Source organism: Planktotalea sp. (genome assembly GCF_965659345.1).
In the GTDB taxonomy this organism is placed as follows: domain Bacteria; phylum Pseudomonadota; class Alphaproteobacteria; order Rhodobacterales; family Rhodobacteraceae; genus Planktotalea.
In genome coordinates this window covers 19,222-31,555 of record NZ_CBFHVK010000015.1, presented here as the reverse complement: position 1 = coordinate 31,555, position 12,334 = coordinate 19,222, and the positions used below count along the sequence as shown (strand labels likewise).

The following is a 12,334-nucleotide window of genomic DNA, read 5'->3' as shown; positions in this document are numbered from 1 at the left end:
AGTCCTTGCCTTAACAGGACAAAATTGCGCGTGTTATGGCAGTGTTTTACAGCTCAGACACACTTCATGCTTCCCTGTCGCGTGAAATCTCTTATAGTTAGGGCGCGTCTTTTCTTGCACGTTTGGGCGGAATAACTAGGGGAAGTTGACTATGATACGCTCTGAATTGATCCAAAAATTGGCGGACGAAAATCCACATCTTTATCAACGTGACGTGGAGCGTATTGTTAATACGGTATTTGAAGAAATTACAGATACGATGGCGCGCGGTGATCGCGTTGAGCTACGCGGCTTTGGCGCGTTTTCTGTCAAAAAACGCGATGCACGTGTTGGCCGTAACCCCCGCACAGGTGAATCTGTACCTGTTGAAGAAAAACATGTCCCCTTCTTTAAGACCGGCAAGCTCCTGAGAGACCGGCTGAACGGAAAGTAACCAATGCGCTATATTAAGTATGCCTTGCTCGCTGTTATTGCAGTTATCCTCGTTTGTGTGTCACTTGCAAATCGCGAAAGCGTCCAGCTTGAATTGTTGCCAACAGACTTGGCTCAATTGGTAGGCATGGATTATGCAATCACGCTTCCATTGTTTGTTGTCATCTTTGGTGGCGTCGCGATCGGCTTGTTGATTGGTTTCCTTTGGGAATGGATCCGCGAGCATAAGCAACGCGCAGAAGCCGCAGCGCAACGCCGTGAAATGGATCGTATGCGTCGCGAGATTAAGCGCCTCAAAGCAGACAAGCATGAAGGTAAGGACGACGTGCTCGCGCTTTTGGATGAAGCGAGCTAAGCGTAAATGCCTGTTCTTGTTGCTCCGGGTGTAGGAGCGTCTTCGCGTCTGGGCGAAACATCTGTCAAGATCTGTGGTTTGACGTCGCTTGCTGACGTTGAAGCAGCGGCTGTTGCAGGTGCGAATTACGTCGGTTTTGTCTTTTTCGAGAAATCCCCGCGCAATGTTAGCGTTTCTCAGGCACGTGCTCTTGCGATTGAGGTGCCAATAGGCATCGCTAAGGTGGCTTTGGTTGTGAACGCCACGGATGCAGAGCTTGATGAGATCACAAGCGCAGTTCCTTTGGACATCTTGCAGCTTCACGGTAAAGAAACTCCTGAGCGCGTTGCTGAGATCAAAGAACGCTACGGTCTGCCCGTGATGAAAGCCGTGGGCGTCGCAGACGAAAGCGATTTGTCAGCGCTGGAGTCTTATAGCACTGTCGCTGATCAGCTTTTGATTGATGCAAAACCACCCAAGAACGCGGATTTGCCAGGTGGCAACGGGCTAGCGTTTGACTGGCGTCTGATTGCTGGTCGCGACTTTAGCGTGCCGTGGATGCTTGCGGGTGGTTTAACGCCCGAGAACGTGGCTGAAGCCGTGCGCATGACTGGCACGCAGCAGGTGGATGTCAGCTCAGGCGTTGAAAGCGCGCCCGGAGTCAAAGATGCTGCGCGCATTCGTCGCTTCATTGAGGGTGCGCGAAGCTAATTGAGAAGCGTTCTGCGCTTTACCTGCTCGCCGCTAATCGCTACCAAAAGCAGAGCTTTGCGGGAGATGTGACAATGGCTGACGATCTTTTCAATTCCTTCATGAATGGTCCTGATGAAAATGGCCATTTCGGTGATTTTGGCGGACGCTTCGTGTCTGAAACCTTGATGCCACTGATCCTGTCACTTGAGGAAGAATACGAAAAAGCCAAGACGGACGAAAGTTTTTGGGCAGAGATGCATGACCTTTGGACGCACTACGTTGGTCGCCCATCACCGCTTTATTTTGCGGAACGTATGACGGAGCACTTTGGTGGCGCAAAAATTTATCTCAAGCGCGATGAACTGAACCACACAGGTGCGCACAAGATTAACAATGTGCTTGGTCAGATCATTCTTGCGCGCCGCATGGGAAAGACACGTATCATCGCAGAAACGGGCGCGGGTCAGCACGGTGTTGCAACCGCGACGGTTTGTGCCAAATTCGGTCTGAAATGCATTGTTTATATGGGTGCACATGACGTGGAGCGCCAAGCGCCCAACGTCTTCCGCATGCGCCTTTTGGGCGCGGAAGTGATCCCTGTAACGTCTGGCCGCGGCACTTTGAAAGATGCGATGAACGACGCGCTGCGTGATTGGGTGACCAACGTACGCGATACGTTTTACTGCATCGGCACAGTCGCAGGGCCGCATCCGTACCCTGCAATGGTGCGTGATTTCCAAAGCATCATCGGTAAAGAAGTACGCGAACAGCTGCACGAAGCTGAAGGGCGTTTGCCTGACACATTGATCGCGGCAATCGGTGGCGGCTCAAACGCCATGGGCCTTTTCTTTCCGTTCCTTGACGACAAATCGGTCAACATCATCGGTGTTGAAGCCGGTGGCAAAGGCGTGAACATGAAGATGGAGCATTGCGCATCTTTAACAGGCGGTCGCCCCGGTGTTCTGCACGGAAACCGTACATATTTACTGCAAGACGACGATGGTCAGATCCTTGAAGGTTATTCGATTTCCGCAGGTCTCGACTATCCAGGTATTGGGCCAGAGCACGCGTGGCTGCACGAAATTGGCCGCGCTCAATACGTGTCTATTACCGATAAAGAAGCGCTTGAGGCATTCCAGTTGTCGTGCTCTTTGGAAGGTATCATCCCCGCGCTAGAACCATCACACGCTTTGGCGCACGTCGCCAAGATCGCAGGCGATTTGCCAAAAGATCATTTGCTGGTGATGAACATGTGTGGGCGCGGTGACAAAGATATCTTCTCGGTCGCCAAGCACCTTGGCTTTGATATGAGTGGTTCTGAAGGACGTGTTTTCGAGTAAGACGCAGCGCTGATCGAATTACGAAACGCGAAAGGCATCCGTTTTGGGTGCCTTTTTCATGTTACCGGAGCAATTTAGATCAATGGCGTAGCAAGATCGGCGAGCGCCTCTAACTCTTCGGGCGCATCGCCGACAATCGCAAAACTACCAGTTTCGCTTTTCCACGTCGCCATGTGCACGTCGCCGAATTGTTTAAGTGCCGTTCTCGCTGGTGTGCCAGACATATTCTTGAGGCCGCAAATCGCAATCACAGCGCCGTCGGCGTTTTTATACATCAGTTGAGCAACAGGCTTACCGGCCGCCACCAAAAGGCGCGCACCTTGGAAGCTCCAGCCTGCGGTCTCCAGATCTGGTACTTTAAAGGCGACGCCAACCTCTTTGCTGAGCCATTTTTCGATGTGATCCTGCTCACTCGCGGGCACCTCAACCAAATGCCTGGTTTGAACGGCGTAGACTTGGTGATACTCTGCAACCTCGCCGAGCCAGCTGCGGGCAGCGGCGATTTGCTCTGGCGGTTTGTTTTGCTGATTGAACCACATGCCACCTGCGCCAAGCGCTGCTCCAATCAGAAGCGACGCTGCGAGGGCGCGCATTGGCGCTTTGTTTGTGTTCGAAGCGGCGGGAAGAGGACGAGCAGACGCGACAATTTCGGCGGGGACCGGCTTTGCCAAAAACCCGTCAAATACATCCTGAAGATCGGTGTTGAGTTCTAATAGGCCCTCGAGTTCTTCGGAGATACGGGGATCTTTTTCGGTCATATCTTCAACGATGGTACGTTCTTCTTGGGTCAAGGCACCGTCGACATAGGCGCCAAGCATGATCAGGATGTCGTCGCTTATAGGAGTTCGGTCAGTCATTTGCGGGCTCCTTTCTGATCTGCGAGTGCGGCCTTCAGTTTTTGGCGTGCAGAGGAAAGGCGCGACATAACCGTTCCAATTGGAATATCCAATATTTCGGCGGTTTCAGCATAGCTATGCCCTTCGACCGCGACCAGTAATAACACCGAACTAAAGCCTTCTGGTAAAAGTGCGATCTGGGTGAGTACTTGATTGGCATAAGCTGTTGTTTCGCTGTCGCCGCTCGTAAGAAGGGTGTCGCTATCAGCGGCGTTCTCGACACCTTGCCCAACGCGCACAGTGCGCTTGCGGGTCTCATCAATCCAGATATTGCGCATGAGCCGATACATCCACGCATCGAGCCGCGTTCCTTTTTGCCATTGGTCAGCGCGGCTTAAAGCACGGGTGCAAGACGTTTGGAGAAGGTCATCCGCATCAGGCCAGTCACGCGTCAAAGACCACGCGAAACGGCGCAAACGAGGAAGCAATGGCACTAAGCCTTTTGAGATTTCGCTCACTCGGATGACCTACGCTGTATCATAAGCCAGCCTAGGCAATTAAAGCCCAAGCTGGCAACTGATGATTTAGTAGTTAGATGGCGTGCCGCGCAGGGCCATCTGAAGCGCTGTGTAGGACCATGTATTGCGGCCACCGCGCTCGCGAATTTCAGCAAGCTGCAAACGCGCGCCATCCTCATCGCCATATGCAAGCAGACCTTGGCCCATATAGGAACGTGCAAGAATATAGTCCGGATCGATGCTTAGTGCGGCTTCGTAGAATTCCATCGCTACTGCGTGGTTGCCAAGTTTGCGATTTGTGAAGCCACGGTAGTTAAGGATCCGTGGATCGTCTTGGTTCTCGGCAGCGTCAAGAACGGCCAAGGCGTTCATATATTGACCATCATACGCCATTTCGCGCGCAGCAAGATAAAGCTGGTCATCTGTGAAGTTATGGCTCTCGACCTTCAGACATTTCTTTGTGTCTTTGTCATAGACCTTGCCCTGTGTGCACTTTTTTGTCGTGTTCGTTTTTGTCGGCGGTGTATCACCGCCAGCGGCGTGCAATATGGCAGGCGCAGAGACCATCAAGCTTGCAGCGACAAGTGCGCTAGAGAATACATTGAATTTAAACATGATCAATTTCCTATAGTTAAGTGCCGAGGGTTACGCGATTTGCAGCGCGCTTGTTCGGGGTTGCACAAGGATAACGTCCTTGCGGTTCAACTTATTCGATAGATCTAGAATTTTTTTCCGAAGGACCAAGTTTTGGCTCAACTTACCCGCGCTTGTGGGCTGAATGTGGTTATGACTTCGCCGTATGATCATAAATCTCAAGTATCTCGAGTGGTACAATATCAAGCGCGCGTTGATGGGTCGCGGACAAATTTACCAGCGGCGCGCAGCCCTCATCATGCGCTTGCAAAAAGCGACCCGCGCAAAGGCACCATGCATCGCCGTCATTCAGGCCCACAAAGCCAAACCCGGGGCGCGGCGTACTTAGATCGTTGCCTACATATTTTGAGTAGGCCAGAAATTCTTTGGTCAGGATTGCCGCGACTGTATGGCTTCCTTGATCGGCGTCACATGTGTTGCAATAGCCGTCCCGAAAGAACCCAGTGTGCGGGTCAGTGCTGCAAAGGGCCAATTCTTCGCCAAGGACATTTAGACTTGGATCTTTTTGCATTTACTGAAGTCCTTCTGCAATCTTACGGAAAATTTCTACGTTATAATCGCTCACGCCTTTGGTGCGAAATGCGCGATCCGCCGCATTAGACGCAATCACCACACCCAAAGGTCGGTTGATATAGATATACTGACCATACACACCCCGCGCCAGGAATTCGCCGATCCGGCCATCTTTGGGCATCCACCATTGATAGCCATATCCATACTCACCCTCACTTGTTGGCGCGCTGGGAATTGTAGACGCAGCGACCCAATCCGCGGGAACAATTTGTTGTCCGTTATATGCGCCGTTTTGCAGATACATTTGCCCCATCCGAGCATAATCGCGCGTGGGCAAGTTCAAGCCCCCAAGGACAAAGGCGATGCCATTGCCATCGGTCAGGTAGTATGGGGTCGCCTCAAGTCCCATTGGTTTGATGATCTTTTCAGATAAAAGCGGTGCAATCTGTTCGCTCGTAGCGCCGCGTATCACCATGGAAATCACGTGCGTGTCGATGGACACATACTGCCAATCGGTTCCAGGGTCCGCGAATGTCTCATTCAGGTCTGCCGCGAACCCGTCCATGGAGCCACCCAAGGCCAGCACACGGCCCATTTTGTTGATATCGCTGCTTTGATCGAGGTAATCCTCATCAAAGGTAACACCACTGGCCATGTTCAGCACATTGCGGATGCTTGCCCCATCGTAAGCGCCACCTTTGAGGGAAGGCGCGTATTTGGTGACGGGATCATCGATCGACGTAATTGCGCCTTCTTCCAGCAGGACACCAAAGAGCGCGGACAGATAGCTTTTCGCAACGGACCAAGAGATGCGCAGATCGTCAGCGCTGGTGTCTTGATAATAGCTTTCATGCACCAAAGCGCCGTCCTTGAGCACCACGAGGGAGGTAATGGTGCGATCGGTGATCCATTGCTCGACCTCAGAAGAAAGTGTCATCGCATCGCCCTTGGGCAATTCCGCGACAGGCCCATCCCCACGAGGGACATCAGCGGAGAGGAAGGCTTTGTTCATGCCAGAAAAGTTGCTGATGATCTTTTCTTCGGAGAAGAGTGAATTCACTGCAAGCAAACGCTTGATCTCTTCACGTTTCCAAATACCAATGGCGATGGCGATTATAAGGACAACGCCGAAGAAGCGGGTTAGGATTCTAAAGATACGGCGCATGTGTGGCTCCCTTTGGAGAGAGCAAAGCATAGGAGGCGCTCAGAGGCAAACATCTCTGGCAGGAGCGCTGTGACTGGAATTAGGAGAACATGACAATTTATGCCAATAGCAGCATGAGCAGCGTCACGGGCCCCAAGATCATTCGTTCTTTGAGCGACGGCGTTATGCAATTCATAATAGTGGATGTGCATTGAAGTGCCAAGCATACCTAGCCTGTCCAGATCGGCCACTTCGGTGAAAATCCAGCCGCGGATGTGATTGCAGCGGCCATCGCTATTAACAGTAGTATAGACAGTCCTGCGGCAACTCTGTTTGGCGTTGGCAAAGGACCCTTATGTCCGCCACCTTGTGTAAATCGGCCCCAAGGCGGGCCCGCAATCAAAGAAATTTGAAACACGACGGTAAGCGCTATTACAATAACATAAGTTATTGCAGCGATAGCGATCATTGTTTGAAGCGGTCAGCCAACTTTTGCAAAGCACTGCGCGTATCTGCAACGGTGTCTTCGGGCTTTTCAGGTTTCTTTGTCTCAACCGCCTTTGCCGTCTTCGACGATCGCGCGGGCGCAGTGCGTAAGGACACAGCATTCAAAAAGCGTCCACCATCGCCTTTCGCCAGTTCAACAGCGCCATCCGCACAGCCGCGTTTGACATCATCGAGCCAGCCCGCTTCCGCTTTGGCGAAATCAGACAAGACATAACCAGAAACACGATCCTTGTGACCTGGATGTCCAATGCCGAGACGTACGCGTTGATAGTGCTCGCCGATATGCTGATGGATTGAGCGCAGGCCATTGTGACCCGCATGTCCACCGCTCATTTTGACGCGCACCTTGCTTGGAGCAAGGTCAAGTTCATCGTGAAAGACCGTCACATCTTCGGGAGCCATTTTGAAAAAGCGCATGGCTTCGCCAACCGACTGACCGGAGAGGTTCATGAAAGTGGACGGCTTCAATAAAAGCACTTTTTCAGAGCCAAGCGTGCCTGCGGCGACTTGTCCTTGGAATTGCGTTTTCCAAGGGGTGAAACCATGATCACTCGCGATCTCATCCAGAACCATAAAGCCGATGTTATGGCGGTTCTTGGCATATTTCGCACCAGGGTTCCCCAAACCTACAAAGAGCTGCATTGCGTGATCCTCTTGTTTCACCGCTGGTTTACAACGAAAAACGGGGCCTGTGAAAGGCCCCGTTCTAATTCGATCCGCAAGTGGGAAACGCTTATGCGTCGTCGCCTTGCTCTGTTGTTGGAACGTCTGCCGCATCAACTGCTTCGTCTTCTTCGTTTTCGGAAGATTTCAGACCAGATGGTGCAGAGATGTTTGCAACAACGAAATCACGATCGATTGTTGGCTTTGCGCCAGCAGGCAATGTGATGTCGGAAATGTTGATCGTGTCGCCAACATCAAGACCTGTCATGTCAACAACCAGCTTCTCAGGAATGTCGCCCGCTGTCACAACAAGCTCGACCTCTGGACGTACTGTTGTCAGAACGCCGCCGCGCTTGATGCCCGGTGCTTCTTCTTCGTTGATGAACTCAACAGGAATGAAGAGGTTGATTTTTGTTGTGCGGCGCAGACGCATGAAATCGACGTGCGTTGGCAAGTCTTTGACAACGTGACGCTGAACATCGCGGCAGATCACACGAACGTCGTCGTGGCCTTCTACCTTCATGTTCAAAAGCGTGGACTTAAAGCGGCCTGCTTTCAGGGCTTTAAGCAAAACGTTGAAAGGAACGTTGATGGGAAGCGGATCTGCGTCACCACCAAATACGATACCAGGTACCATGCCCGCGCGACGTGCTTGACGAGCGGCGCCCTTGCCTGTCCCCGTACGGACCTCAGCGTGGAAATCAGGAATTTCTCCAGCCATTTTATATTCTCCAAATGTAAGAGCGAAGTGCCTCCAAGGCTGTCACCTCGCGTGAAGCCGCGCGTATAGACGGGAATCGTGAGTAGGGGAAGCCTATTTTTCTTGCAATGATGAGACGGTGCAGGCAAAGCGCACTCATGGGATTTTTAAAGGATTTACATCAGGATTTGCGTGCCTCTCGCGCTCCGGCTGCTGGCTTCGTGACCATCGGTTTGTTCTGGGGCAGTTTCGCAGGGTTGGTGCCTGATTTAAAGGCCGCGATTGGTGCAAGTGACGGGGTCTTTGGGCTTGCGATGTTCTTTGCCGCGCTAGGCACTTTGGCGGCGATGTGGCTCGCGCCGCGCATCGATTCCAAGCTGGGTGCGCGTGCCATGCAAGGCGCGGCGTTGTGTGTTGCGCTGGCGTTTTTGTTGCCAGGTCTTGCCACAACGCCCGTTTGGTTTGCGCTTGCGATGTTACTGGCGTCTTCGGGATCCGGTGCGCTTGATGTGATCATGAATACGCGTGTCAGCGGCATTGAGTCGGATACAAAACGATCCTTGATGAACCTAAATCATGCTTTGTTTTCATTCGCCTATGCAGGTGCGGCCCTGAGCACTGGCCTGTTCCGGGAGGCGGGGCTCGCGCCTTTTTATGTCTTCTTGATCATGAACTTATGCGTCTTCTTTCTGATCCCGATGATGTTTCACAAAGCCGTCGGCTTTGACGAATCCGACACCAGCGCGTCGATGAAAGTGCGCACGGGGTTGGTGTTTTTTGGCGGAACGATCATTTTGATCGCCTTCATGTCAGAGCAGGCAACCGAAGCTTGGTCTGCTTTGCATCTTGAGCGCGGTCTGGGTGGCAGTGCCGCACAAGGGGCGCTCGGGCCTGCAATCCTTGGCTTGACCATGGGCGTTGGCCGCATGTCCGGCCAATTTATCGCGGCGCATGTGCGCGAAACGATCGTGTTGCAGATTGCCGCGGTTGTCGCGGCTATTGGGCTGTTCATTGCCGCAGCGGCTGAAAGCCTAACGATCGCGTACATTGGGTTTGCAATTCTTGGCGTTGGCGTGTCCGTGATGGCACCGATGGCGTATTCGGCTGTGGGCAAACGGGTCAGCAATCAACAACGGGCCGTGGTGATCACGCGTATTTCGGTGATTGGCTACACTGGCTTCTTTGTCGGGCCACCTTTGATGGGTGGGCTGTCAGAGATGTTTGGATTGGCCACATCTTTCACTGCGATTGCAGTGATTCTCTTGCTTGTGAGTGCGGTGCTCGCGCCTGGGTTGAGGAAACAGTAAGTTTCTTGAAACGCTTTTGCGGTGTGGAGATACCCCAAGCGTCGGACAATAAGGCAATTTTAGGGCAGATGCATGGAAAGTAAGCAAAAACCCTAAGCTTCACTAGCGAAATGCCGCCGACGATTGTGTTGAAACTATGGCAGATGGCGACATATATAGTTCTGAGATGTTAATTTGTACGCGTTACGTTTCAAAAAAGCTTTTTGATATGTTTGTGGGGAACACACCGGATGCCAGTTGAAGTAAACCAGTTTATTTATGGCAATAGCCTTGTAAACTTTGCGGGCGGATCTGCGCAAAGCAATGTTCCTTATTGGATGAACCAGTTCTCCAATGCGGCTGGCAACGCATATGCAGCAAACGGCGGCTATGGCTTTCTACGTCAATTTGCGGATCGTGAAGAGCCCAGCAACGAATGGGGCTTTCAAGGTGTTGAGGGTGTCTGGGACACAGACATCGCGCAATTTAACGAAGTCTCGTTTGACTCTGTGCTTCTGACCCCCGGTAACTTTATCCAAGGTCTAGCACCGGATGCTGTCTACCCCGGGGACGTCCGATCACCCCTAGATGCATCAATCGATGTTGTGCGCGACACACTTGCAGATCAGCCCGGTGCGCAGTTTTTTGTCTATGAGGGTTGGGGCGATTTAGGAAGCTTGTACGGCTTTCCAGTCACGGACAGCCAGCTTGAAGATTTTCATGAATACAACACCGGCGCGTACCATGACTGGTACGTGGACTACACGGCAGGTTTGAACGCTGCGGTTCCAGAGGCTGACGTACAACTGATACCAGTTGCGTCTGTTATGGCGGAATTGTTCTTGAACGGTCCCTTGCAGGGCTTGTCGCTTGATGATCTTTATGTCGACAGCGCGCCGCATGGTACAGAGACGGTCTACTTTCTTGCCAGCATGATCACCTACCGCGAAGTGTTTGGTGAAGCGCCACCCGCTGGATTTGATGTCCCCGAGGTGATCAACCCATTAGTGGCGGATAATTACGACGCGATTAATACACGCATTGGCGAACTCATGGGGGATGAAGCGCCAATCGACGAAACGCCCCCAGTTGTTGTACCCAATACTGATCCAAGCGTCGAAAATGATTTTGCAGAGTTAGAGCAAGGCGAAGTTATTCTAATTGATGTCCTTGGCAATGATACTGATGCGGATGGTGACACGCTCACACTGCAATCCGTTGGGGAGGCAAGCGGCGGCAGCACAGAGATTGTTGATGGTCGTGTCGTATATACGCCGCAAGAAGGTTTTGCTGGATCTGACAGCTTTATGTACGTCGTTGAAGACGGCGAGGGTGGCGTCGTTGAAGGACGTGTTGACGTACTGGTCAATGATGTGGAACCCATTCCAGAGCCAGAGCCAGAGCCAGAGCCAGAGCCAGAGCCAGAGCCAGAGCCAGAGCCAGAAGCCGAACCACCTGTTATAGAGGGGTCCGACACTTCAGGTTTTGCTGTTTCATACTTCAAGCTTTCTGATGACGTCGCATCCTTGTCCGATGTAAATTTTGACGCTGAACCAGACGCAACAAACACGGTAGATGCCTTGCAATATTTGGAGGTGAGTGGAGCCTTTGCGCCAGAAACCGGCGAAGACTATTTCGCGTCCAAATACGTCTCTGTGATCGATGTGGCCGCGGCAGGCTTTCACGAAGTTCAGCTCCTTGCGGATGACTATGCGCGCGTATTGCTCGATGGCGAAGTCATTCTGGATACAACGAACCAAGACCCCGGTGATCTTCTGTCGCGCTGGGTGAATTTTTCCGAAGGCCAGCACGAGATCGAAGTCCAGTATATCGAGATTGACGGTGAGCAATCGTTGAACCTTAACTGGTCTGGTCCGTCGACCGGGGATGCCGTCGTCCCATTTGTTGGCGCATTGCCTCAAGAAGAGATGGTTGAAGAGACACCTCTCCCCGTGGAGCCGGAGGTTCCTGAAGAGCCAATTGAAGAGGAGCGCCCAGAGGAGTCAGCGGAAGAAACGCCTGAGGCACCAAAAGGTCCGCCTGTTGTGGAAGCACCTCCCGCGCCTGAAACCCCTGAAGTTCCCGAGGAAGCGCCAGAAGAAACGCCGAGTGTGACGGCGCAAACTGCTTTTGCTGCGACGGCGATTGAAACAACGGCGGATTCGCTGTTTGAGGTAGACTTTGCTAATCATGCGGGCGTGTCCCAAATCACCAATGGTGTGACGCTTGCATCGCAAGACGACGAATTGTTGGCTGGAGGACCGAGTGAGGGCAGCGTTCAATTCCTGACGCAAATCTCTGTTGAGACGTCTGGTCTGTATGAAATTGGTCTGAGCGCAGATGACCAAGCAATGGTGTCAATCAGTGGCTTGCCTGTAGTCTACACCGATGAGGCTGACGAGGGTTTGTCGCAAAGTAACTCCATCTTCCTGCTCGCGGGGCAGCATACGATTGATGTGCGCTATATGGATACTGAAGGCAGCCAATTCTTGAATGTAACCTGGTCCGGTCCTGATACTGATGGCGAAGTCCTTCCGATAGGGGATGTTGCAAGCGACCCAATTGGTGCGCTCTTTAGTGACTATGTATCTGCACGTTCTGATGAAGAAGCGTTTGCGATTGCAATGGACGAAGAAGACGAAGATTTGTTTGTCAGCTAACACTGCTAAGCCCTTGCGCTACGTGCGCCTCTCTTTCATCGTGGCACAAACATT

General features: G+C 52.3%; 13 protein-coding genes. 6 read left to right on the top strand and 7 right to left on the bottom strand.

Annotated elements, in window-relative coordinates:
- Positions 1-151 precede the first annotated feature (151 nt).
- The 4 genes from ihfB to trpB all read left to right on the top strand — a co-directional run bounded on the left by ihfB (position 152) and on the right by trpB (position 2,799).
- On the top strand, positions 152-433 hold the full coding sequence (gene ihfB / locus ACTG3Z_RS12995; RefSeq protein ID WP_293451532.1) for an integration host factor subunit beta: 282 nt from the start codon (positions 152-154) through the stop codon (positions 431-433).
- A 3-nt stretch (positions 434-436) separates the two neighbouring features.
- Positions 437-787 carry a lipopolysaccharide assembly protein LapA domain-containing protein gene (locus tag ACTG3Z_RS12990; RefSeq protein ID WP_375266963.1) on the top strand — a complete coding sequence of 117 codons (351 nt, stop codon included), beginning with the start codon at positions 437-439 and terminating at the stop codon, positions 785-787.
- A 6-nt stretch (positions 788-793) separates the two neighbouring features.
- A complete protein-coding gene (locus ACTG3Z_RS12985) occupies positions 794-1,477 on the top strand; it encodes a phosphoribosylanthranilate isomerase (protein ID WP_439143488.1) in 684 nt (227 codons plus the stop codon).
- Between the two features lie 74 nt (positions 1,478-1,551).
- Positions 1,552-2,799 carry a tryptophan synthase subunit beta gene (gene trpB / locus ACTG3Z_RS12980; RefSeq protein WP_439143487.1) on the top strand — a complete coding sequence of 416 codons (1,248 nt, stop codon included), beginning with the start codon at positions 1,552-1,554 and terminating at the stop codon, positions 2,797-2,799.
- A gap of 74 nt (positions 2,800-2,873) precedes the next feature.
- Here the strand turns inward: trpB and ACTG3Z_RS12975 are convergent, their stop codons facing one another.
- The 7 genes from ACTG3Z_RS12975 to ACTG3Z_RS12945 all read right to left on the bottom strand — a co-directional run bounded on the left by ACTG3Z_RS12975 (position 2,874) and on the right by ACTG3Z_RS12945 (position 8,355).
- Complete coding sequence (locus ACTG3Z_RS12975; RefSeq protein WP_439143486.1) at positions 2,874-3,656, bottom strand: hypothetical protein; 783 nt, start codon at positions 3,654-3,656, stop codon at positions 2,874-2,876.
- Positions 3,653-4,153: an RNA polymerase sigma factor gene (locus ACTG3Z_RS12970; protein WP_439143485.1), complete on the bottom strand. Its 501-nt coding sequence runs from the start codon at positions 4,151-4,153 to the stop codon at positions 3,653-3,655. Before ACTG3Z_RS12970 ends, ACTG3Z_RS12975 begins: the two co-directional genes overlap by 4 nt.
- Before the next feature lie 66 nt (positions 4,154-4,219).
- Entirely contained in the window at positions 4,220-4,768 is a 549-nt protein-coding gene (locus tag ACTG3Z_RS12965) for a tetratricopeptide repeat protein (RefSeq protein WP_439143484.1), read from the bottom strand.
- Between the two features lie 169 nt (positions 4,769-4,937).
- Positions 4,938-5,318: a DUF2237 family protein gene (locus tag ACTG3Z_RS12960; protein ID WP_439143483.1), complete on the bottom strand. Its 381-nt coding sequence runs from the start codon at positions 5,316-5,318 to the stop codon at positions 4,938-4,940.
- On the bottom strand, positions 5,319-6,485 hold the full coding sequence (locus ACTG3Z_RS12955; RefSeq protein ID WP_439143482.1) for a serine hydrolase domain-containing protein: 1,167 nt from the start codon (positions 6,483-6,485) through the stop codon (positions 5,319-5,321).
- 444 nt (positions 6,486-6,929) lie between these two features.
- Positions 6,930-7,613 (bottom strand): aminoacyl-tRNA hydrolase, encoded by a 684-nt coding sequence (gene pth / locus ACTG3Z_RS12950; RefSeq protein WP_439143481.1) that lies wholly within the window; start codon positions 7,611-7,613, stop codon positions 6,930-6,932.
- Positions 7,614-7,704: 91 nt separating this feature from the next.
- Positions 7,705-8,355 (bottom strand): 50S ribosomal protein L25/general stress protein Ctc, encoded by a 651-nt coding sequence (locus ACTG3Z_RS12945; RefSeq protein WP_439143480.1) that lies wholly within the window; start codon positions 8,353-8,355, stop codon positions 7,705-7,707.
- A 137-nt stretch (positions 8,356-8,492) separates the two neighbouring features.
- On the opposite strand from ACTG3Z_RS12945, the gene ACTG3Z_RS12940 reads away from it, so the two are divergent.
- A complete protein-coding gene (locus ACTG3Z_RS12940; RefSeq protein WP_439143479.1) occupies positions 8,493-9,641 on the top strand; it encodes an MFS transporter in 1,149 nt (382 codons plus the stop codon).
- A gap of 230 nt (positions 9,642-9,871) precedes the next feature.
- Entirely contained in the window at positions 9,872-12,280 is a 2,409-nt protein-coding gene (locus tag ACTG3Z_RS12935) for an Ig-like domain-containing protein (protein ID WP_439143478.1), read from the top strand.
- Positions 12,281-12,334: the final 54 nt, after the last annotated feature.

Coding starts and splice junctions, on each gene's coding strand:
- ACTG3Z_RS12955 (WP_439143482.1), bottom strand. CDS start 6,485: ATGCGCCGTATCTTTAGAATCCTAACCCGCTTCTTCGGCGTTGTCCTT.
- ACTG3Z_RS12945 (WP_439143480.1), bottom strand. CDS start 8,355: ATGGCTGGAGAAATTCCTGATTTCCACGCTGAGGTCCGTACGGGGACA.
- ACTG3Z_RS12985 (WP_439143488.1), top strand. CDS start 794: ATGCCTGTTCTTGTTGCTCCGGGTGTAGGAGCGTCTTCGCGTCTGGGC.
- ACTG3Z_RS12965 (WP_439143484.1), bottom strand. CDS start 4,768: ATGTTTAAATTCAATGTATTCTCTAGCGCACTTGTCGCTGCAAGCTTG.
- ACTG3Z_RS12960 (WP_439143483.1), bottom strand. CDS start 5,318: ATGCAAAAAGATCCAAGTCTAAATGTCCTTGGCGAAGAATTGGCCCTT.
- ACTG3Z_RS12975 (WP_439143486.1), bottom strand. CDS start 3,656: ATGACTGACCGAACTCCTATAAGCGACGACATCCTGATCATGCTTGGC.
- ACTG3Z_RS12990 (WP_375266963.1), top strand. CDS start 437: ATGCGCTATATTAAGTATGCCTTGCTCGCTGTTATTGCAGTTATCCTC.
- trpB (WP_439143487.1), top strand. CDS start 1,552: ATGGCTGACGATCTTTTCAATTCCTTCATGAATGGTCCTGATGAAAAT.
- ACTG3Z_RS12935 (WP_439143478.1), top strand. CDS start 9,872: ATGCCAGTTGAAGTAAACCAGTTTATTTATGGCAATAGCCTTGTAAAC.
- ACTG3Z_RS12940 (WP_439143479.1), top strand. CDS start 8,493: ATGGGATTTTTAAAGGATTTACATCAGGATTTGCGTGCCTCTCGCGCT.
- ihfB (WP_293451532.1), top strand. CDS start 152: ATGATACGCTCTGAATTGATCCAAAAATTGGCGGACGAAAATCCACAT.
- pth (WP_439143481.1), bottom strand. CDS start 7,613: ATGCAGCTCTTTGTAGGTTTGGGGAACCCTGGTGCGAAATATGCCAAG.